Origin of the sequence: Rudaeicoccus suwonensis, from assembly GCF_007829035.1 — a bacterium.
GTDB lineage: Bacteria > Actinomycetota > Actinomycetes > Actinomycetales > Dermatophilaceae > Rudaeicoccus > Rudaeicoccus suwonensis.
Genome location: NZ_VIVQ01000001.1, coordinates 2019264 through 2038877 on the forward strand (window position 1 = coordinate 2019264; position 19614 = coordinate 2038877).

The window sequence follows — 19614 nt, forward strand, 5'->3', positions numbered from 1 at the left end:
CCAGCGTCGGTCGTCCGACCGGAACGGTGGACGTTTACTTGCCGCTGTAAACCGGGAATGCGCTGGAGTCGCCGTAGTCCCTGTGATCCATCGCCTGGAGGGTGCTCATGTCCTCGTCGGAGATGGTGAAGTCGAGCTGCGCGTTGCTGCGCATGTGCTCGGGGTCCGCGGTCTTGGGCAGTGACACTGTGCCGAGCTGGAGGGTGTAGCGGATGCAGAGTTGCGGGACGGTCACGTCGTACTTGTCCGCGATCGTGGCGATGTCTTCGTTGTTCAGGATTTCGCCGTGCGCGATCGGTGAGTACGCCTCCACGAGAATCTGCTTGCTCTCGCAGTAGGCGATGAGGTCGGCGGGTGTGTTGCCGATGTGGACGAGAAGTTGGTTGACCTGCGGCGCAACCGTGCATGACGCAAGGATGTTCTCAACGTCGTCTTGTAGGAAGTTGGATACTCCGATGGCGCGGAGCTTGCCAGCCTTGTAGGCGTGCTCTAGTGCGCGCCATGCCTGGCGGTTGCCTTCGGAGTAGTCGCCGCCGCGGAAGTCGTCCCACGGCTGCGGGCTGTGGATCAGCATGAGGTCGATGTACTCCAGACCGAGCTTGTTCAGCGACCCGTCGATCGCCGCCACCGCGTCGTCGTAGTTCTTGATCTCGGCGGCCAGCTTGGTAGACACGAATAGTCCCTCGCGGGCGACGCCGCTGGTGCGCACGCCCTCACCGACACCTTGCTCGTTGCCGTATGCCTGCGCGGTGTCGATGTTCCGGTACCCGATCTCGATCGCGTCCCGGACCGCCTGGGCGGCCTTGTCGTCGTCAATGAACCACGTACCCAACCCCAGCTTCGGGATCGACACATTGTTGGACAGCTTGTAGGTCTCGTTCAGAGCCATGAGTGCTCGTTCTCCTTCATTCATTGGTCGTTCCTCGCCGTTTCCTACAGGCCCCGCGATGTCGTCGGTTACCGCGCCTGGCGGGTTGCGTTGCGGGCTGTCATCAGGCGTACAAAAACGGATGCGACCGCGGCGGTCTGGCGTTTCGGGTTCCGCAAAGCCTGTCGGTCGATGACGGGTGCGGAAGCGCTAATCTGAGGCTCGTTGTGCTAGGAGCTGGGGATCGCTAATGGGTATGGGTTACGGCTGGTTGGGGGTGGCTGCGGGGTGGGGTATCGGTTGGTCGGCGGCGAGGGATGCGAGGAGTCGTAGCTTGTCCGCTGAGGCTGTGCCGGGCTCGGCGGTGTAGAGGATGAGGACGAGACCGGGTTCGGCAGTGATCGCGAGTTCTTCGTAGGCGAGGGTGAGTTCGCCTACGTCGGGGTGGTGGAAGCGCTTGGTGCCGGTGCCGTGGGTGCGCACGTCGTGAGAGCCCCAGAGCTGGCGGAACGTTTCGCTTTGGGTGGAGAGTTCGCCAACCAGCTCTTGGAGACAGCGGTCGTGTGGGTCGCGTCCGGCTTCGGCGCGCATGATCGAGACGCACATGTGCGCGAACAGGTCCCAATCGGGGTAGAAGTCGCGGGAGGCCGGGTCAAGGAACTGGAACCGGGCGAGGTTCGGGGTGCGACCGCCGTCGCCAATGAGCGGCGAGTAGAAGATTCGGCCGAGAGCGTTGGTAGCGAGCAGGTCTTGGTGGGGGTTGCGGACGAACGCGACGCCATCGGTGATCGCTTCGAGCGCCCAGTGCAAGCTCGGCCGGGAAGCGCTCTGCTTGGTGGCGCGGCGTCGGGGACGGCCGGAGGCGGGGATGCCGTCAGCGGCGCGAGCGAGGTCGAATAGGTGCGCTCGCTCGGTGTCATCGAGGCGCAATGCTTGGGCGATAGCTTCGAGCACGGATGCGGAGGCTCCGGCGATCGCGCCGCGCTCAAGCTTGGCGTAGTACTCGATGCTGACCCCGGCCAGGGTGGCGACCTCCCCGCGGCGTAGGCCAGGGACGCGACGCTGCCCGATGTCGGGAATGCCGACATCGGCTGGGGTGAGCTTGGCTCGGCGTGAGGCCAAGAACTCGCGGACTTCGGCCTTGTTGTCCATGATCTCAACGGTATCGGCGTCCGCCCAGGCGAGGGGTGCCCTGCCAGTACACGTCACGACCGGGCCTTCTTCAGGGTCGATTCACGCGCTTCCATTGAGAGGGAACCGATGCCCGAGAGGAACGTGATGACCTTGACCACCGAGCGCCCGCTGCCAGACGCCTCCAAGGAGATGGCGTTGAGCGCGACTGTGTTGGGAGCGGTGGTGCTCATCACGGCGATCGCGCCGCTGGCGACCGATATGTACGTCCCAGCGTTCCCCAGGGTCGGCCGGGACTTGGATGCGTCCGCGACCCAGGTGCAGTTGACGTTGACGACGTTCTTCATCGGTATGGCGCTCGGTCAGCTCATCGGCGGCCCGGTGTCGGATCGGGTTGGGCGTCGCCGCCCGCTGCTGGCGTCCCTGACGGTGTTGGCCGCCGCGAGCGTGGTGTGCGCGTTCAGCCCGACGATCGGCGTGATGATGGCCGCGCGGCTGTTGCAGGGGTTCGCTGGTGGCTGGGCGATGGTGATCGCCCGGTCGATTGTGGTGGACTTGACCTCCGGGGACCGGATGGTGCGAGCGATGAACCTGGTCGCGGGGGTGTCGGGGATCGCGCCGATCGTGGGGCCGTTGCTCGGCGCGGCGATCTTGGAGTTTTCCCATTGGCGGGTGTCGTTCTGGGTAGTGGCGGCCCTTGCCGTGGTGATGGTCGTGGTGGTCACGGTTGGCGTGTCTGAGACGCTGCCTGCCGAGCGTCGACACGGCGGCGCGCTCGCGCAGCTCGCCGGTTCGACCGCCCTTGTGCTGCGCCGCCGCGTGTTCGTCGGGTACTTGCTGGTGTTCGCGTTCTCGATGGGCGCGATCTTCGCGTATGTGGCGACCTCGGCGTTCGTGCTGCAATCCATGAACGGCCTCTCGCCGGTGCTGTACTCGGTGGACTTCGCGGGCAACGCGGTCGGTTTGACCATCGCCACTCTGCTCGCCGCCAAGCTGGCAGGAAAGGTGTCTACCCGGATGGTTGTCGGGATCGGACTGGTCGCGACCGGCGCGGCGGGTGTGATACTGCTGGTCGGCGCTGTCTGCTTCGCGATGCCGCTCCCGGTGGCCCTGATCGGGTTCTTCGTGCTGATGAGCGCCCAGGGCCTCGTCGGTCCCAACGCCGGAGCCCTCGCCTCCGGTGAGGTACCCGAGCATCCCGGCACCGGATCAGCCCTGCTAGGCTTTCTGCAATGGACGATGGCCGGGGTGATCGCGCCGCTGGCCGGGCTCGGCGGCGCCCATACCGCGGTACCGATGGCAACCATCGTCGCTGCCCTGACCGCCATCTCGGTGTTCGCGCTCATCGTGCTCGCACGCCCCCGGAGCACACAACAAGCATCTGTGACAGCAACGAAGAAAAGGGAGCTTGCCCCATGCACGGAGTAGTCATGTACGCGCCCGGTGATGTTCGTGTCGAGGACCGGCCGGACCCGAGAATCGAGCAGCCGACCGACGCGATCATCCGCCTGGCCGCCACCTGCGTGTGTGGCTCTGACCTGTGGCCCTACCGCGGCACCGACCAGCTCGACGGCCCCGCGCCGATGGGGCACGAGTACGTCGGTGTGGTCGAAGAAATCGGCTCGCAGGTCAAGAACGTCAAGCCCGGTGACTTCGTGATCGGCTCGTTTTTCGCCTCCGACAACACCTGTGAGATCTGTCAAGCTGGTTACCAGTCCCGCTGCATTCACGCCGAGCTGATCGGTGCGATCGGCACGCAGGCCGAGCGGGCGCGTATCCCGCTGGCGGACGGCACTTTGGTCGCTACTCCGGCCATGCCCGACCCGGACCTGATCCCGTCCTTGCTGGCCGCCTCCGACGTGCTCGGCACTGGTTGGTTCGCTGCCGTCGCTGCCGCGGTGAAGCCCGGCAAGACCGTCGCGGTCGTCGGCGACGGCGCTGTTGGCTTGCTCGGGGTGCTGGCGGCCAAGCAGCTCGGCGCGGAGCGGATCATCGCCATGTCCCGCCATGAGTCCCGCCAACAGTTGGCTCGCACCTTTGGCGCGACCGACATCGTGACTGAACGCGGCGACGACGGCGTAGCCATCATCAAAGAGTTGACAGGCGGCTATGGCGCGCACTCGGTGATCGAGGCGGTCGGCACCCAAGAGTCGATGATGCAAGCCATCCGCGCTACCCGCCCTGGCGGGCATGTCGGCTACGTCGGCGTCTCCCACAACGTCACCCTCCCCGGAGAGGAGCTGTTCTTCTCCGGCGTCCACCTCCACGGCGGCCCCGCGCCGGTACGCCGGTACCTGCCCGAGCTGATCGACCTGATCTGGCAACGGCAAATCGAGCCCGGCAAGGTCTTTGACCTGAGACTCCCGCTCGCGGATGCCGCGGACGCTTACCGGGCAATGGACCAACGCCAAGCCATCAAGGCACTACTCCAGCCCTGACCTCGCCCGCACCACTAACGCACTCACGACAGAGAAAGAAGCAGAAGCAACAAATGGACTACACACACCTAGGACGCTCAGGTCTGCTGGTAAGCAGAGTCGCGCTGGGCACCATGAACTTCGGTGACGCCACCGACGAGGACACCAGCTTTCGGATCATGGACCTCGCGGTTGACCAAGGCATCAACTTCTTCGACTCCGCCGACGTGTACGGCGGACCGCAATCCCCCGACATGGCGCAGGGATACGGAACCTCAGAGGAAATCATCGGCCGGTGGCTCAAGCGCTCCGGCCACCGCGACGACATCGTGATCGCCACCAAGGTGTACCAGCCGATGGGACTCGGACCTAACGACCGGCGCTTGTCCGCCTACCACATCAAACGGGCCTGCGAGGCCAGCCTGCGGCGGCTGCAAACCGATCACATCGACCTCTACCAGATGCACCACATCGACCGGGCAACCCCCTGGGAGGAAATCTGGCAGGCAATGGAACAACTGATCGCCGAAGGGAAGATCACCTACGTCGGGTCCAGCAACTTCGCCGGCTGGGACATCGCGACCGCTCAGATGATCGCGCGGTCACGGAACTTCCTTGGCCTGGTATCCGAGCAGAGCCTGTACAACCTCACCAACCGAGCCGTAGAGCAGGAACTGGTCCCCGCGCTTTCCTACTTCGGCATCGGCCTGATCCCCTGGAGCCCACTCGCCGCCGGGCTACTCGCCGTCACGCCTGACGCCGACTCGGTGCGTCGCAAGGCACCGCAGGTCCAGGCACAAGCAAAAGAGCACGCCGACCAGCTCGCCGCCTACCAGAAGCTCTGCAACCAACTTGGCCGTACCCCTGCGGAGGTAGCCCTGGCGTGGCTGCTGCACCAGCCGGTCGTACCCGCGATCATCTCCGGCCCCCGCACTCCCGAACAACTCCAAGCCAACCTGCACGTGGCCTCCATCGAACTCGATACCGACACCCTCACCGAACTCGACCGCATCTGGCCCGGCCCCGGCCAAGCGCCACAGTCCTACGCCTGGTAGTGAGCGCTAAGCCACAAGATGCCCCCTCGACCCCAAGCAATGCAATGAAAGGAAGCTGTCGTACAGAGTCAAAGCCAACGCCGAATGATGCTGACGCTCAAGCCGTTGGGTGCGAGGGTCATAGCGTCTTGAACTCACCGCACGGTGTGGTCCGTGGTCACGTCGTCGCTGCGGTCAAGTTGTTGCGTGATCGTCTGGCGGAGCCGTGGACGCTCAATGGACTGGCTGAGGAAGTGCATCTGTCTCGCTCTCAGCTCAAGCGTGCGTTCGTGACGACGGTTGGGATGAGCCCGATGGCCTACCTTCGCCAGATGCGCCTCCGTCGCCTCGCCAAGTTGCTGGCGACGACTGACCTGTCGGTCGCTGAGGCAGCCCGTCAGGCCGGGTGGACCGACCCGGATTACGCGAGCCGCTGTTTCCACGCCGACTACGGCATCTCTCCCACCGAATACCGCCGTCGGCAGACGCGATCGCCCCTCGGGTAGTAGGCGGTAGCGCTACGCCAGGACCCTGCCGACAGCAACGCTGATTGTGGTCAGGTGGCTGCGGGGCCGATGTGGTCGGCGGCGATGACGATCGCGACCTCCGCGTCGTCCAGCGCTTGGTCGATCTCGGCCATGTGCTCGGGGTCCTCGGAGAGCCGATCACGAGTGGCGACAACGCAGTAGCCGACCCGGTAGGCAGTTACGTGGTCGAGTAGACGGTTCAGGTCGGGGCGGTCTGTGCTCATCCCGGAATAGCCGACATCCACGAACTCGTCGGCCATCCGCAACCTGAGCCGATCGGCGGCAAGCGCAATCTGCGCCCGCTGGCACTCCATCTCGTGTGCCGCCTGGTCGGTGGTGGTGGGTGCGACGCGGATGTAGGAGACGGCGGGCAGGTCGCTCGGTGACCAGTCCTCGGCGCTCATGACGCCTGGGCGGCCGGTACGCGGGCACCCATGCGCTCGGCCTCGGGACTGGCGGTGTGGATGCGCTGCCAGTCACGTAGCAGCACCTTCTCCTGATGGCGAACCCGCAACAGACGGACCACCGAGACGGGGATCAGGACGGTGAAACGAAGGGTGTTCCAGAACCCGATGATGAAGAACAGGTTGATCCAGCCCGGCCCACCGTCCCGGACGATCGTGCCCGCGGCCACCATGACCGACCCGTAGACGACGATCCCGGCGAGGCCGACGAGCGGCCCCCATTTGAGCCCGGTGCGGGTGTGGACGCGACGGATGACGATGTTGCTCGGGCAGAACCGCTGTGCCAGGCCGTAGAGGCGGGAACTGAGTGCCCAACTGGCTGCGAAGATCATGACGGCCCTCTTTCTGGGTCAGACACGCCAAGGCGCGTCAGCTTGCGGGAGTGGCAGTCCAGGAAAAGAGGGCAACCCAGGCCGGAGCCGGGTGCAGCGCCGAAGCGTCGATAGATATTCTCTGCCAAGTTTCAGGATAGCGCTGCCGGTAGCGGAATGGAACCCCGTCTTGAGCTACCCAAGGTGTGCGGAGTCGAGTCGGTGCTGTCTGTCATCGGCTAAGCCCGCGGCCAGAGTCGATCTGCTGCTCCGGTCCACGCCGCCGCCGAGCCTCGTCGCTCCCGGTTGCTTGTGTTCGACGGGCGGCAGCGTCGGCGAGCTGGTAGTCGAGCCGCGGACCTTGACCGCTCGGTGTGGGTCCGAGCGGATCGCTGCCGGTGATTCCGTAGCGGTCGCGGTATGCCGCGACGATGCGGACCTGCTGCTGCCATGCCGCGCGCCGGGCCGGGTTGGTCGGTGGTGGTCCGAGCCTGCGCACCCACGCCTGACCTTCTTGGACGGCTTGACCGGCGAGCGCGGTGGCGCGTTGTTCGATCAGGTCTTGTAGCTCGGTGAGGGTGCGGTGCATGTCGGCGGGCATCGCCCCGGTGGCCTCGGGGATCAGCCCGGCGATGTAGCGAGGGCGACGGCGTGGCCGGGTACCGCCAGCTCGGGCGGCGGTCAACCGGGCGAGGCGAGCGGCGAGCACGGCGGCCGGGTCGTTGGCATCGTCGAGCCCGCCTGCGCGGACCGCGCGGGACAAGAGCTGTTCGGGCTGGTGCCCTTCGGCTTCGGTGCGGCGGAGCTGCGCGATCAGCGCCCCAAACGACTCCCCGCCCACAACCGCTCGCGCCCGCTCGTCGGGAAGGCCACTGTTGCCGACGGCGGTGGCGAACCGCTGGTGCTGGGCAGCTTGGGCGACGGTCTCGTACTCAGCGGCGAGCTGGGCGATGCTCGACCACTTCTCCTGCTCGACCTCGATCGTCTCGTGCGCGGACTTCTCCGCGCCCTCGTGCTGAAGCACGCCGTAAAGGATCGTGCGGGCCGTGACGTCATCCTCGTAGCCGGGGGTGTGCTGATGTTCCTCAAGATGGGCCTCATCGGTCGCGACATACGCGACGTTGGAGAACCGGCCGCGGGTCATGGCGACATAGAACGCCTCTCGGGTCATCGAGGACGAGTGGACGACCAAGTGCGCGGTGTCCATCGTCGCGCCCTGCGCTCTATGGGCCGTGATCGCGTAACCCAACTCGACGTGCTCGGCCACATACGCGGCGGGCAGCGTGACCCGGCCGCGTCGCCCACGCGAGCCCGGCCGCTGCACGGTCAGACTTCCGTCCTCGTGACTCTCGATGACAGTCCAGGCGTCACCGTTCTTCACCCATCCTCTGCCGGTGGTGAGGCGGCGGTCGTTGTCGCGAGTGACGATCGTGTCGCCTCGCCCGGCAACCGTGTCATCGTGCAGGGCGACTCCTTCGACCGTGACCTGACCGGCGAGCACCCGATCGACACGCGCTCGGTTGTTGAGGGCGGTCACGGTGTCGCTGGTCTCCGCGATCAGGATGCTCGACCGCCCCACCGCCACATCGGTCTGCCAGGCTCGGTAGGCGGCGTCGAGCATGTCGTCGTGGTCGCCGTCGATGATCCGGCCGTGCTCGTCGTAGAGGTCGATCACATCGGTATCGCCCCGGCGGAGGGCCAGCGAAGCGGCCTTCTCCCACTCGTTCTTGAAGCGGCGGATGTCGGCCAGCTCCGGCGCTCCATCGTCGTCGTGCGCGTTGCGGTCGCGGAAGAGTAGACCGAACGCACCACCCGCGTCCACGGCGGCGAGTTGCGCGGGGTCACCGGCCAGCAACACCTTCGCCCCTACGTCCGCGGCGTGGGTGGCGAGCTGGTCGAGCAGCATCGTCCCTGCCAAGGACGCCTCATCCACAATGACGAGCTGCCCTGCGGTCAGGTCCCAACGACCGTGATCGTGCTCGTAGAGCCACTTGGCGGTGTTCTCCGTGCTGATTTCGAGATCGCTGGCCAGGACTTCGGCGGCGGCGGCGGATGGGGCGAGGCCGATGACGCTGCCCGGCGCGCGCTCGGCCTCCCACGCCCGGCGTAGGCCGCCGAGCGCGAGCGTCTTGCCTGCTCCCGCCGGGCCGACCAACACGTCCACGGTGCGACCGGAGGTTGCGATGCGCTCGACCACGCTGCGCTGATCGGACGACAGCACCCTGCCTTGCTCATCGGGGGAGTCTGCAACCTGAGCCGCACCGGCCTGGTCGATCGCCGGTCCGGTCGTGGCGCGAGAGAGGTCGAGCAGCCTGTCCTCAGCCGCGAGCAGAGCGGTTGACGTGTAGAGGATCGCGTGACGGGGCCGGAACACGCTGGACCCTTCCGGCCGGGTGAACGCGGCCGGGGCGGCGACCAGTTCGGGCGGTGTGAGCCGTAGCGACATGGCTTCGGCGGTGTCGGTGATGAGCCCGATGACCGCCTCCCGGTCGGTGACCGTCGCGAACCGTAGGCCCATCGTTTGCCGGGACGCCTCCGCTGACAGGTTCCACCGTCCCCAGGTCGAGCGCTTCTCCTGCACTTGCTCGACCACTGCCTGAGAGAGCGCTGCGAACTCGTCCCGGCTCACGTCCTCGGCGCTGACGATCGAGGGGTGCGCACGGTTAGCGATCAAGGCTCCTGCCCAGGCTCTTGGGTCCTGTCCGAGCACGCGGTCGGCACGGCTGCGCCACTGATCGGTCAGGTCCGCCAGTGATCCGTGTGTCTTGTCTGGACGGGTCGAGAGCGTGGCTTGCTGGCGTAGTCGCAAGATCGTCCTCGTGTCAGGGCGGTGGCCATGATCGCTGAGGTAGGTGTCGATGAGCCGGTCGGTCTCCGCGTCGATCGCCGCGCTCCGCGATGAGAACTCCGCGATCAGCTCGTCGGGCACGCCGACGATCTCCCAAGCCGGGTTCCGGTCCCGGCCGCGCTCGCGTTGCGCCCAGCCGACGCCGAGCGTGCGGGTCATGCGGTCGGCCAGCACGGCGTTGTAATGCTCGGAGATCGCGACGACGGCCTGGTGCATCGGTCGCCCGTCCAACGCCCGCCATTTGCCGTCCTCGCCCTGGACCTTGTTGCTCACGACGACGTGCGTGTGCAGCTGCGGGTCGGCGGCGCGGGAGTCGTAGTGGTCGTAGGCGGTTGCGATCAGCCCGCGGGTTGCGACTTGTGCAACTCCGGCGTGTCCGACTCTGGTGGCTGCAACGTCGCGCTCCATCAGCGCAACCACGTCCGCAACCGCCTCGTGGTGCGCCGCAACGATCCGGGCTTGCACGGCTGCGTCTGCAACGGCCCATAGAGCGGACACGCTCTTGGGGACCGAGAACGTGTAGTCATACCCCGCCACGACCCGGCGGGTGCCGCGCTCGTGTTCCTCGGCCTCGATTCGCTCGACCGCCGCCGACCGTTCAATCGGCGGGAGGTTCGGGTCCAAGTGCTCAGCCCGTTCGCTGATCCGTTCCTCGGCGGTCTTGAACTTGCTGTACGCCTGGCCCAGCGGCTCGTTGGTGACAGGATCGTGTCCCTGGCCGAGCAGACGCCGCAGATGGTCCTCGCTCACCGTCCCGCCTGGCTGAATCCGCCGGTCGTTGGTGCCGAGGCCGTGGACGCCGGTGCCGAGCCAGTAGCCGGGCGGCGTTCCCGACGCTTCGTAATAGGCGATCAGGGGCGTGGTCAGCGGGCGGTCGTCGTCGCCGGCGGCGACGGACTGGAGTAGGTACTTGTAGCCGTCCCCGGCGGACATCACTCGCATCGAGACCGTCACGCCGGTCAGGTGCGCCGGGGTTACCTCGTGGTGCAAGAGGTGTGCTAGGTCCAGCGGCTGGACCGGCTGGGAGGCTTGGGGGCCTAGCGGGGACGTGGTCCGCGATGCGCGCCCAGTGGTCGGGACAAGGGTCGACAGTGCCGGTCGCGCTCTCGATCTCTACGTCGAACAGTCGAGTTTGGAAGGCATCGCGGCGATGTTGCCCAGCAGCGTCACGAAACCCTGCACCACGAGTGCAGTATGATGCACTCATGGATAGCCATACAGCCGATCTCGCTTCAGCGATCGGAGGCAGGGTCAAGCAGGAGCGCCAGTCGCGCCATTGGACTTTGGATCAGTTGGCGTCGGTTGCGGGGGTGAGCCGCCGAATGCTCGTCAATGTTGAGCAGGGGGTGGTGAACCCGAGCGTGGGGACGTTGTTGCGGATCAGTGATGCGCTGGGGGTTGGGCTACCGGCGTTGGTCGAGCCGCCTCGGTCGCGTCCGGTGAGGCTTGTTCGTGCTGGTGAAGGGGCCGTGCTGTGGAGCGGCGAGTGCGGTGGCCGCGGGGTGTTGGTTGCTGGTACCGATCCGCCAGATGTCGTGGAGCTGTGGGATTGGACGCTGGGAGTTGGGGACCGGCACGCCAGCGAGTCGCACGCCGCCGGGACCAAGGAACTTCTCCAAGTTCTGGCGGGCAACATCACAGTCGAGGTCGGAGGTCAGTCGATCAGTCTCGGTGTCGGTGACGCGATCCGTTTCGACGGCGATGTGCCGCATAGCTACGCCAATTCCGGTGATCTGCCAGCAAAGTTTTCGCTGGCTGTGTTCGAGCCGGGCGTTGGGTCGGGATCGACCCAGGTGGAGGTTCCCGATGTCTGATCTTGACCGGCTCAAGAGGTTCCTGTCCGGCGCCAGCGTTGACGGGGCGGTGTTCGGGCTTCGGTCGGATTACCGGGCGATGCTGGTCGCGGTTGAGGGGATCATTCCCGGTTCGAGCGATGCTATGAGCGGCGCGCTGGTTGAGACTGCGCAGGCTGCGGCCCGTGAGATGTTGCGTAATCGTCCGGTGGAGGACGTCGAGCACGTGGCGGCGTGGCGAGAGGCGTATCGGGCGTTTGGAGCCAAGCCGCAGCGCACCCGCAACAGCCTGGAAGCACTACTACGACGCGCCGCGACCGAATCAGGGCTGCCACGAGTCAACCGGCTCACCGATGTGTACAACGCGATCTCGGTACTGCACCAACTACCCCTCGGCGGAGAGGACCTGAGCAGATATGACGCCGCGCCGCGGTTAATCCGAGCCACCGGCAGCGAGCCGTTCTCCACGGTCGCCAACGGTGAGACGGTGATCGATTACCCCGATCCTGGCGAGGTGGTGTGGTGCGACGACGGTGGCGTCACTTGCCGACGTTGGAACTGGCGTCAGACGCGCCGCACCCAACTGACCGACGAGACGAGTACGGCGCTGTTCATCCTCGACGCCCTGGCCCCGCTGAGCGACGCGGCGCTGACGGCCGCGGCTGATGATCTGGTCGGGCATCTGGCTCGGCTGGGACCCGACGTGCAATCCGTTCGCCGGTTGATCGCAGCGCCAGGCCACCCGGCTGGTGCCATAACGACAGAAGGAGACTGACATGCTGATTCATCCTTGGGACGCAGCGACGAGTCCAGCCGAGTGGCGCGCTTGGCTAGCGACGACGGACCGCTTCGGCATCCTCGCGGTGAACAACCTCGAACCGGCTCACGCCCCGGTGCTCGTACCGACGCACTTCACGCTTGCTGAGAATGAGTTGTTGGTCCATTTGGCTCGCCCGAACCCGGTCTGGCAACACCTGGAAGCAGCCAGCGAGGTCACGTTGGCTGTGGTCGGAGACTACGCCTACATCCCAACGTACTGGCGCGCGAAGGCTGGCGGGCCTGACGAAGATGGGGTACCCACGAGCTACTACGCCGCGGTGCAGTTCGTGTGTCAACCTACGGTCGTTGATGATCCGCAGGGGAAGGTGGACATCCTTACCGCCCAGCTCGCAGACTTCCAGCCCGAAGGCCGTCACGTGGCTGTCGAGGTCGACCAGCCGCCGTATGGCCGGATGCTGCCGGGTATCCGCGGTCTGCGGTTAGCGGTAGTGCGGGTCGAAGCCAAGTTCAAGTACGACGACAATAACCCGATCGAGCACCGCCAGCGCGTAAGCGCTGACCTCAAACACCGCGACCGCGGGCTCGACCAAGCCGTCGCTGCCCAACAACAGCGCCGACTCGCGGCGATCGGTGACTGGCAAACCTTTCGGCAGCGGTCCTGACCGTCCATAGCATGGCGACCCGCACGGCCCGAACCCTTCCGGTGCCACCTTGGAGTCTGGCCGTCACGGCGATCCTGTCGGTCCAGCTCGGCTCGGCCCTGTCAATCCATCTGATCTCTAAGGTCGGCGCGGCCGGAACCGCGTGGCTGCGGCTGAGCATCGGAGCGCTCGTTTTCCTGGCGGTGGCGCGACCCCCGCTGCGCGCGATCCGTCGCCACGACCTACCCGCCCTGCTCGGTCTCGGCATTGCGACCGGAGTGCAGACCGCTACGTTCCTCGCCGCCATCGCACGCATCCCGCTCGGCACCTCTGTAGCGATCGAGTTCCTTGGGCCGCTCACCGTCGCCACCGTTCGCAGCCACAACAAACGAGCGTTGTGTTGGCCCGCGTTAGCAGCAGCCGGGGTTACCCTCCTTGCTCAGCCCTGGCATGGCCATATCGACCTGGCTGGCATCGGTCTGGCCGGGTGCGCTGCTGGTTGCTGGGCCGTCTACATCCTTCTGACCCAACATGTCGGAGACCGCCTCAGCGGCATTCAAGGGCTCGCAATCACCGTCCCGCTCGCCGCTGCAACCACGGCCATCATCGGGGTCCACCAAGCCATCGGTCACATCACCCTTGAAACGCTCGCCGCCGCAGCCGGACTCGCGCTCCTGCTCCCCGTACTGCCTTATGCCCTGGAGATGCTTGCGCTGCGCCGAATCAAGCCGAGCGCGTTCGGAACCCTGATGGCCCTGGAACCCGCTGCCGCAGTCCTGCTCGGACTACTCCTGCTACACCAAGATCCCTCGATCACTCAACTTGTCGGCCTGATCCTCGTCGTGACCGCAGGTACGGGCGCACAACGGGGCGGCCGACGCATAGCGCAAGTCGTCTGAGCGCTATGAACACCCAAAACGAAAATCCCCCTCACTCCAACACTTGCGATAACTCGACGCCGCCCGGCTCGACATCTGCCAAGCGCGGCGTCGTCAGGGGGCATGTCGTGACTGCGGTCGGTGTGCTTCGTGATCGTCTGGCGGAGCCGTGGACGCTCAATGGACTGGCTGAGGAAGTGCATCTGTCCCGTTCTCAGCTCAAGCGTGCGTTCGTGACGACGGTTGGGATGAGCCCGATGGCCTACCTTCGCCAGATGCGCCTCCGTCGCCTCGCCAAGTTGCTGGCGACGACTGACTTGTCGGTCGCTGAGGCAGCTCGTCAGGCCGGGTGGACGGACCCGGATTACGCGAGCCGTTGTTTCCACGCCGACTACGGCGTCACGCCCAGCGAGTACCGCCGCCAACAGACGACCCCACCGCTCGGCTAGCAGCGATCAGCGGAGGCCCCGCAGGCCGGGTTCTTGGTGTTTCGGCTGGATCCAGGGCTCGTATTTCTGGAGCTGGGGGCCGTAGTGGAGTCGTGCGCGAGAGTTTCGTCGTAGCCGGGTGTATGGGTGGGTGATGGCCTGCTGAGTCGTTGATCGTGTGGAGAGGATGATGGCCGGGTTCGCTGTGCGTACCTGACTCCCGATGTGCCGCCGGTTGGCGGCTGGTGCAGGTCGGGAGGTATGTGATGGCAGCGCGCATGACGGCGGAGGAAGTTAGGGAGGCTCGTGAAGCGAAACTGACCGAGCTGTCCGGGCGGCTGGAGGGCGCGGTCGGCCGGTTGGTGTCCGATGCCGATTGGGCGGCTGCGGTCCGGTTCGCGGCCAGGTTTCGGTCGCGGTCGTTCGCGAACACGCTGTTGATCTTCGCCCAGCATCAGGACGCTTTCGAGCAAGGGCGCGTCAGTGAGCCGTTCCCGTCGTATGTCGCGGGTTTTCAGCAATGGAAGAAGCTCGGCCGTCAGGTAGCCAAGGGCCAGTCGGGGTACATGATCTACGCCCCGGTGACCGCTCGGTTCGCGAGCACCAACCCGGCTGATCCTGAGTCGTGGCGGCGGCTTGATCGTGGTGAGAAGCCGCGGCCGAGTGAAGTCGTGCGCTCGAAGATGGTCGGCGTCAAGCCCGCGTATGTGTGGGACGTGACCCAGACCAGCGGCGAGCCGATCCCCGAGCGCCCCCGGCCGGTGCTGCTGGCCGGTGAGGCACCGGCCGGGTTGTGGGAGGGTCTGGCCGCGCAGGTCCGCGAGCGCGGATTCGCTCTGGCGGATGCACCGGATGCGGTGGTGCTGGGCGGCGCGAACGGCGTGACGGACTTCCTCGCGCGCTCGGTGCAGGTGCGGGCGGATATGGATGACGCGGCCAGGGTCAAGACGTTGGCGCATGAGTTGGCGCATATCGAGTTGGGGCATGAGGATCGTCGCCCGGAGGGGTTGCATCGCGGGATCGGTGAGGTCGAGGCCGAGTCGGTCGCGCTGATGATCTGCGCGAGCTTCGGGCTCGACTCGACCGACTACACGGTCCCCTACGTTGCCGGGTGGTCCTCGCAGGTGGAGGGCAGCTCGCCGTTGGAGGTCATCCGCGCGACGGGCGAGCGGGCACGGACGACCGCGCTGGCAATCCTCGACGGGCTACCTGAGCCCACGGTCGGGGACGGTGACCCTCCCGGCCTTGATCGCAGTAGCGGGGAGCGAGCGCGGGAGCGTTCGGGCACAGAGCGTGTCGCTTCGATCCGCGCCCGTCCAGCGGCTATGCCGGTAGAGGTTCGGGAGCCAGCGGCGGTGGTCGGATGGTGACCCCGCCCGTCATGAGCACGCCGGTCGATGCCCTGGCTGCGGCGGGCACCTTGTCGCTGCCGGATGCCGCGATGGCGTACGCACGGGCGAGCATGGCGGTATTCCCGTGCGTGCCGGGTGAGAAGCGGCCATTGACCGAGCACGGTTTGACCGACGCGACCGCCGATCCGGCGCGGGTCGCGAGCTGGTGGCGGCGCTGGCCGCAGGCGAACATCGGCCTTGCGACCGGCCTGCCAGGCGGGTTCGACGTGCTCGACATCGACGTGCATCCCAGCGGATCAGGGTTTCCGGCGCTACGCCGGGCACGGCAGGCCGGGCTCGTGGACGGCTGGGCGGTGCTGATCCAGTCCCCGTCCGGCGGGGTGCATCTCTACTTTGCCGTCGATCATGGGCGCGAGCAGCGGTCGTGGGCGCTGCCAAAGGCGCATGTGGATTTTCGCGGGGCGGGCGGGTATGTGATCGCCCCGCCTTCCTACGTTGTTGACGGGCATGGCGGTCGGCGGGGGTATCGGCTGGTTGCCACGGGCCGTGACCGGCAGCCCGTCGAGGCTGAGGAGCTGCGGCGTCTGCTGGACCCGCCGCGTCCGCGCCCGGCTCGGCGACCGGCGACGGCGTGGGATGGACGGTCTGGTGAGCGGCTGGGGACGTGGCTGGCCGCTCAGCCGGAGGGCAACCGCAACCGGGCGTTGTTCTGGGCGGCGTGCCGTCAGGCTGAGGCCGGGGTCCCCCAAGACGAAGCCCGGTTCGTGCTCGGGTCGGCTGCCGGGCGGACGGGGCTGGGTGAGCGCGAGATCGACGCCACCTTGGCGTCCGCCTATCGCACCACCGCTCGGCAGCGCGACGTGCCGACCGCGAGCATGGCGGGAGGGTTGGGCCGATGAGTCCCACGGCATCGAGCGCGGCCGTGATCCTTCCGCGAGGCTCGGGCCGTTTGGTGCTGGGGGTCGCGGTCGCGGGCACGGTATTCATTGCGTTGGGCGCGTTCTGGCTGTCGTTCACGTCCCTGTCGACGCTGGCGCGTGACTGTGGGATTCCGGCGGATCGGGCGTGGATGTGGCCGTTGATCGTTGATGGCGTGATCGTCGTTGCCACCGTCTCGGTCGTCGCTGTGAGTGGCAGCGGCCAGGATCGCCACGCCGCGCGCTACCCGTGGCTGCTGTTGTCGGCGGGGGCGGCGGTGTCGGTGCTGGCGAACGCCAGCCACGCGATCGTGACCGCCGACGCCAAGGTGCCGTCCGTGCTCGCCGCTCTCGTTGCCGCGGTTCCTCCGGTGGTGCTGGTCGCGATCACGCATCTGACGGTCGAGCTGACCCGCCACCCGGCCCCGCGTCCGAGAGCAACGGCTGGCGCGCCGTCTCATCCGGTACAGCGTCCCGCGCGGGCGACGAAGCCGACGGGCAGGGGTGATGAGGACGGTCGGGTTGGGGAGGCGTTGCGGCTACGGGCGGGCACGTCGTTGACGAACCGGGAGATCGCGGCGCGGCTCGGGGTGCATCCCTCGACGGTGGGCCGCTGGTTGAAGTCCCGCCCGGCGCGGATGCTGACGGCCCCGCCGGTAGCGCCCGCATTGGAGGCGGGCGCTGACGAGGCCGACGAGACGAGAAATGTGCAGGAAAGGAGACAACAATGAGCACAGAACAGACCCGCCCCACAGATGGCGGGCACCGCAGCAAGCACGACGATCCGCAGGCCGATCGGACTGAATCGTTGCGACATCTGCTGGCGATCCACGATCCATCCAAGCGCACCGCTGGCCGCGACCCGCGGACGGCGGCTGATGGGCATGGGGTGACGGTTCAGTGGGTGCGCCCGACCGACCTCGCCGCCCGCGTGGCAGCGAGGGCTTCCGCTGGGGCGGTCGCCGCGCACGTTGCGGCCCACCGTCAGGTGCGCGAGCACGTCCGAGCGCGGTTGGCTCCGCTGTCGGCGTTCGGACGGCAGACCGAGGGACAGGCCCCGGTCGCAGCCCGGTCGGTGATCGGCCATTGACCGTTCGTGCCCGCGTGCCCTGTGCTGCCGGATCGCGTGAGCTGCCCGGAGCGGTGTCGATGAGCTGATCCCTACGGGCGGACCCTTGCTGGTCTGCGGCGGTCCAGGTGGCACGGGATGCGCACCTGATGGTTGCCATGCCCATCCACCCGCCTTCGCACCCTGCTTCTTCTGAGCTGGCGTTCGCCAGCCCGGCAGGGTTGCGTGCGCTACTGGACCGGCTCAGCCAAGCCGGAGAGGGGGCATGGCAGACCGACCCCGAAGCGACCGCGCTGCTCGCGTACACGATCCAGAAGTACGAGCCACTGGCACGGAGCTGGCACCGCGACCCCGGCGAGGCCGCAACGGCGGCGTTCTTAGCGATGCGCCACAACGGCGTGCGCCACGCCGCCGATCCGTGGGCGGTCATCACCCGCGCCGTGCAGGTCAGCTTCTCGGCCGAGAGCCACGCCGAGCGGCATCTGACCTCGACCGAGAAAGCTCGCCGTAGCCAGCACGCCGAGCGCGACATCCCCTTGCGCACCGGGGAGCTGACCGACAACCTCACCGTTGAGGCAGCGACCCTCGGGTCGGGAACCGATCCCGGACCGGAGCCGGTGTTGGCCGATGCCGCCATGTTCCTGCGGCTGTTGGGCTGGCCGGAGTCGTTGGCGGGCACGGCGGTCGAGTACATCGCCGCCCGCCTAGCGGATGCGGGCAGCATCCAGGCCGGGTACGAGACGCTGCGCCGGGACGTTGCGATGCGCGCTCAACTCGATCTCGACCGCGCCGCCTGGGCCGGGCTGCTCGGGGTATTGCTCGGTTCCCGTCCGCAGCCCGGACGCCCGACCCGCAAGGGCGTGTTCGCACGGTTGCTGCTCGGTGAGAGCGTGCGGGACTTGCTCGATGACAACCGCCTCGTGCGAGCCACGCTCACCGCCCGCCCCTCGAACCGCGTCTCCCCGGCTGGGGGTGGTTGGGGTGAGTAGCGGTGGTGTGGAGCTGGACCGCACGGTGGAGTCGATCCAAGTTGGGTACCGGGTCCGCCGCGATCTCGGTGACCTGACCGAGCTGTGCGCCTCGATCCACCAACTCGGCCTGTTGCAACCGATCACGATTACCCCGGACGGGACGCTGGTCTGCGGTGCCCGCCGCCTCGCCGCGGTCAGACAGCTCGGCTGGGGGCGCGTCAAGGTGTGGATCACGTCCACCGTGTCCTCCCGGTTGGCGGAGGTTCTGGCCGAGCAGCACGAGAACACGGCTCGCAAGCCGCTGACCCCGACCGAGGCCGCCGCGCTCTACACGGAGCTGAAGCGGCTCTACGCCGAGGACGCCGCCCGCCGCCAGCAAGCCACGCAGTTCACCGCGGACCGCAACCCGCGCCATCAGCCGGGAAGTGACGGTGGTGGCAAATTGCCACCACCGTCAAACCCGCCACCGGACAGTGAGGCCACGGTCGGCAAGGCACGCCAACAGGCGGCCAGAGCGATCACCGGCCGCGATTCATCACGATCGTTGGATCACGTCAGCGAAGTGCAACGCCTCGCTGATGATCCGGCCACCCCCAAGCAGGTGCGAGAGATTGCGCGCCGGGAGCTGGCAGGCATGGAGGCGGACGGCACGGTCTACGGCCACTACCTGACGGTCCGAGCCGCTGCCAGCACCGTCGCGCTCGGTCGCCTGGCCGACGACCCTGCCCAGCCGGAGATGGTGCGGGTGCTTGCCGCGGGCGAGTTGGACGGCCTGGACCTGGGCCAGCCGCCCGCGGAGCTGGTCAAGGCCGCGCAAGCGGCTATCGCCCGCGCCACCAACCCGAGCCCTGACGACGACAGCGAGGGGCTGCGGCTGGCGGCGGTCAAACACTACGGGCTACGCGCGTTCCTAACGACCGTGGATGAGATGGACGGCTGGTGGCGTCACTACGACCCTGCCGAGATCGCCGCCGGACTATCCGAGCAGCAATGGCAGCGGCTACGGGACTGCCTGGACGGCAGCGTGGCGTTCATCGAGGCCATCGCAACCGCCCGCACCGCCGACCGAAGCGACGCGGGGGCCGAGGATCGACCACCGCGGGCAGCCACCGACTGAAGCGGCACGTCGGGCGCGGGCCGCGCACCTGAACGGCGACCTGTCCATTCGTGATCTGCCCTGGGAGC

Annotated in this window: 21 protein-coding genes; 15 read left to right on the forward strand and 6 right to left on the reverse strand. The window is 67.2% G+C overall.

All coding sequences use genetic code 11. From position 1 onward, the window contains the following. Window positions 1-34: 34 nt before the first annotated feature. The 3 genes from BKA23_RS09275 to BKA23_RS17985 all read right to left on the reverse strand — a co-directional run bounded on the left by BKA23_RS09275 (window position 35) and on the right by BKA23_RS17985 (window position 2346). Complete coding sequence (locus BKA23_RS09275; RefSeq protein WP_145227474.1) at window positions 35-889, reverse strand: aldo/keto reductase; 855 nt, start codon at window positions 887-889, stop codon at window positions 35-37. A gap of 240 nt (window positions 890-1129) precedes the next feature. Then, entirely contained in the window at window positions 1130-2020 is an 891-nt protein-coding gene (locus BKA23_RS09280; protein WP_145227475.1) for a helix-turn-helix transcriptional regulator, read from the reverse strand. A 53-nt stretch (window positions 2021-2073) separates the two neighbouring features. Continuing rightward, entirely contained in the window at window positions 2074-2346 is a 273-nt protein-coding gene (locus BKA23_RS17985; protein WP_246104619.1) for a hypothetical protein, read from the reverse strand. On the opposite strand from BKA23_RS17985, the gene BKA23_RS09285 reads away from it, so the two are divergent. The 4 genes from BKA23_RS09285 (at window position 2261) to BKA23_RS09300 (ending at window position 5956) form a co-directional block, all read left to right on the forward strand. Beyond that, entirely contained in the window at window positions 2261-3427 is a 1167-nt protein-coding gene (locus BKA23_RS09285; RefSeq protein WP_246104608.1) for a multidrug effflux MFS transporter, read from the forward strand. The genes BKA23_RS17985 and BKA23_RS09285 overlap by 86 nt on opposite strands. After that, entirely contained in the window at window positions 3415-4437 is a 1023-nt protein-coding gene (locus BKA23_RS09290) for a zinc-dependent alcohol dehydrogenase family protein (RefSeq protein WP_145227477.1), read from the forward strand. Before BKA23_RS09285 ends, BKA23_RS09290 begins: the two co-directional genes overlap by 13 nt. Before the next feature lie 53 nt (window positions 4438-4490). Beyond that, on the forward strand, window positions 4491-5471 hold the full coding sequence (locus BKA23_RS09295; RefSeq protein WP_145227478.1) for an aldo/keto reductase: 981 nt from the start codon (window positions 4491-4493) through the stop codon (window positions 5469-5471). Between the two features lie 128 nt (window positions 5472-5599). Beyond that, a complete protein-coding gene (locus BKA23_RS09300) occupies window positions 5600-5956 on the forward strand; it encodes a helix-turn-helix domain-containing protein (protein WP_170226442.1) in 357 nt (118 codons plus the stop codon). A gap of 50 nt (window positions 5957-6006) precedes the next feature. Here the strand turns inward: BKA23_RS09300 and BKA23_RS09305 are convergent, their stop codons facing one another. The 3 genes from BKA23_RS09305 to mobF all read right to left on the reverse strand — a co-directional run bounded on the left by BKA23_RS09305 (window position 6007) and on the right by mobF (window position 10590). Continuing rightward, window positions 6007-6381: a recombinase family protein gene (locus BKA23_RS09305; protein ID WP_145227480.1), complete on the reverse strand. Its 375-nt coding sequence runs from the start codon at window positions 6379-6381 to the stop codon at window positions 6007-6009. Next, window positions 6378-6773 (reverse strand): sulfate permease, encoded by a 396-nt coding sequence (locus BKA23_RS09310; RefSeq protein WP_145227481.1) that lies wholly within the window; start codon window positions 6771-6773, stop codon window positions 6378-6380. Before BKA23_RS09310 ends, BKA23_RS09305 begins: the two co-directional genes overlap by 4 nt. A 211-nt stretch (window positions 6774-6984) precedes the next feature. Beyond that, on the reverse strand, window positions 6985-10590 hold the full coding sequence (gene mobF, locus BKA23_RS09315) for a MobF family relaxase (protein ID WP_145227482.1): 3606 nt from the start codon (window positions 10588-10590) through the stop codon (window positions 6985-6987). A 215-nt stretch (window positions 10591-10805) separates the two neighbouring features. Here mobF and BKA23_RS09320 point away from each other — a divergent pair, with 215 nt between their 5' ends. The 11 genes from BKA23_RS09320 to BKA23_RS09370 all read left to right on the forward strand — a co-directional run bounded on the left by BKA23_RS09320 (window position 10806) and on the right by BKA23_RS09370 (window position 19546). Next, window positions 10806-11414 carry a helix-turn-helix domain-containing protein gene (locus BKA23_RS09320; RefSeq protein WP_145228409.1) on the forward strand — a complete coding sequence of 203 codons (609 nt, stop codon included), beginning with the start codon at window positions 10806-10808 and terminating at the stop codon, window positions 11412-11414. Beyond that, window positions 11407-12168 carry a B3/B4 domain-containing protein gene (locus BKA23_RS09325; protein WP_145227483.1) on the forward strand — a complete coding sequence of 254 codons (762 nt, stop codon included), beginning with the start codon at window positions 11407-11409 and terminating at the stop codon, window positions 12166-12168. The genes BKA23_RS09320 and BKA23_RS09325 overlap by 8 nt, the downstream gene beginning before the upstream one ends. Before the next feature lies 1 nt (window position 12169). Next, window positions 12170-12835: an FMN-binding negative transcriptional regulator gene (locus BKA23_RS09330; protein WP_145227484.1), complete on the forward strand. Its 666-nt coding sequence runs from the start codon at window positions 12170-12172 to the stop codon at window positions 12833-12835. Window positions 12836-12846: 11 nt separating this feature from the next. Further along, window positions 12847-13713 (forward strand): EamA family transporter, encoded by an 867-nt coding sequence (locus tag BKA23_RS09335; RefSeq protein WP_145227485.1) that lies wholly within the window; start codon window positions 12847-12849, stop codon window positions 13711-13713. Between the two features lie 5 nt (window positions 13714-13718). Then, on the forward strand, window positions 13719-14141 hold the full coding sequence (locus tag BKA23_RS09340) for a helix-turn-helix transcriptional regulator (RefSeq protein WP_145227486.1): 423 nt from the start codon (window positions 13719-13721) through the stop codon (window positions 14139-14141). A gap of 245 nt (window positions 14142-14386) precedes the next feature. Beyond that, on the forward strand, window positions 14387-15490 hold the full coding sequence (locus tag BKA23_RS09345) for an ArdC-like ssDNA-binding domain-containing protein (RefSeq protein WP_211841636.1): 1104 nt from the start codon (window positions 14387-14389) through the stop codon (window positions 15488-15490). An 11-nt stretch (window positions 15491-15501) separates the two neighbouring features. Beyond that, window positions 15502-16371 (forward strand): bifunctional DNA primase/polymerase, encoded by an 870-nt coding sequence (locus BKA23_RS09350; protein WP_170226443.1) that lies wholly within the window; start codon window positions 15502-15504, stop codon window positions 16369-16371. Window positions 16372-16427: 56 nt separating this feature from the next. Then, window positions 16428-17120, forward strand: coding sequence for a DUF2637 domain-containing protein (locus BKA23_RS09355; RefSeq protein ID WP_246104609.1), 693 nt, complete (start codon window positions 16428-16430; stop codon window positions 17118-17120). Next, window positions 17117-17479, forward strand: a complete 363-nt coding sequence (locus BKA23_RS09360) for a hypothetical protein (RefSeq protein ID WP_145227489.1) — start codon at window positions 17117-17119, stop codon at window positions 17477-17479. Before BKA23_RS09355 ends, BKA23_RS09360 begins: the two co-directional genes overlap by 4 nt. A 128-nt stretch (window positions 17480-17607) precedes the next feature. Next, complete coding sequence (locus tag BKA23_RS09365; protein WP_170226444.1) at window positions 17608-18447, forward strand: serine/arginine repetitive matrix protein 2; 840 nt, start codon at window positions 17608-17610, stop codon at window positions 18445-18447. Further along, window positions 18440-19546: a ParB N-terminal domain-containing protein gene (locus tag BKA23_RS09370; protein ID WP_246104542.1), complete on the forward strand. Its 1107-nt coding sequence runs from the start codon at window positions 18440-18442 to the stop codon at window positions 19544-19546. Before BKA23_RS09365 ends, BKA23_RS09370 begins: the two co-directional genes overlap by 8 nt. Window positions 19547-19614: the final 68 nt, after the last annotated feature.

What these genes read in the sequence shown, in the direction of transcription:
- BKA23_RS09275 (WP_145227474.1), bottom strand. Translation starts at nt 889, where the DNA reads ATGGCTCTGAACGAGACCTACAAGCTGTCCAACAATGTGTCGATCCCG.
- BKA23_RS09280 (WP_145227475.1), bottom strand. Translation starts at nt 2,020, where the DNA reads ATGGACAACAAGGCCGAAGTCCGCGAGTTCTTGGCCTCACGCCGAGCC.
- BKA23_RS09285 (WP_246104608.1), top strand. Translation starts at nt 2,261, where the DNA reads ATGTACGTCCCAGCGTTCCCCAGGGTCGGCCGGGACTTGGATGCGTCC.
- BKA23_RS17985 (WP_246104619.1), bottom strand. Translation starts at nt 2,346, where the DNA reads ATGAAGAACGTCGTCAACGTCAACTGCACCTGGGTCGCGGACGCATCC.
- BKA23_RS09290 (WP_145227477.1), top strand. Translation starts at nt 3,415, where the DNA reads ATGCACGGAGTAGTCATGTACGCGCCCGGTGATGTTCGTGTCGAGGAC.
- BKA23_RS09295 (WP_145227478.1), top strand. Translation starts at nt 4,491, where the DNA reads ATGGACTACACACACCTAGGACGCTCAGGTCTGCTGGTAAGCAGAGTC.
- BKA23_RS09305 (WP_145227480.1), bottom strand. Translation starts at nt 6,381, where the DNA reads ATGAGCGCCGAGGACTGGTCACCGAGCGACCTGCCCGCCGTCTCCTAC.
- BKA23_RS09310 (WP_145227481.1), bottom strand. Translation starts at nt 6,773, where the DNA reads ATGATCTTCGCAGCCAGTTGGGCACTCAGTTCCCGCCTCTACGGCCTG.
- BKA23_RS09320 (WP_145228409.1), top strand. Translation starts at nt 10,806, where the DNA reads ATGGATAGCCATACAGCCGATCTCGCTTCAGCGATCGGAGGCAGGGTC.
- BKA23_RS09325 (WP_145227483.1), top strand. Translation starts at nt 11,407, where the DNA reads ATGTCTGATCTTGACCGGCTCAAGAGGTTCCTGTCCGGCGCCAGCGTT.
- BKA23_RS09330 (WP_145227484.1), top strand. Translation starts at nt 12,170, where the DNA reads ATGCTGATTCATCCTTGGGACGCAGCGACGAGTCCAGCCGAGTGGCGC.
- BKA23_RS09335 (WP_145227485.1), top strand. Translation starts at nt 12,847, where the DNA reads ATGGCGACCCGCACGGCCCGAACCCTTCCGGTGCCACCTTGGAGTCTG.
- BKA23_RS09340 (WP_145227486.1), top strand. Translation starts at nt 13,719, where the DNA reads ATGAACACCCAAAACGAAAATCCCCCTCACTCCAACACTTGCGATAAC.
- BKA23_RS09345 (WP_211841636.1), top strand. Translation starts at nt 14,387, where the DNA reads ATGGCAGCGCGCATGACGGCGGAGGAAGTTAGGGAGGCTCGTGAAGCG.
- BKA23_RS09350 (WP_170226443.1), top strand. Translation starts at nt 15,502, where the DNA reads ATGAGCACGCCGGTCGATGCCCTGGCTGCGGCGGGCACCTTGTCGCTG.
- BKA23_RS09360 (WP_145227489.1), top strand. Translation starts at nt 17,117, where the DNA reads ATGAGCACAGAACAGACCCGCCCCACAGATGGCGGGCACCGCAGCAAG.
- BKA23_RS09365 (WP_170226444.1), top strand. Translation starts at nt 17,608, where the DNA reads ATGGTTGCCATGCCCATCCACCCGCCTTCGCACCCTGCTTCTTCTGAG.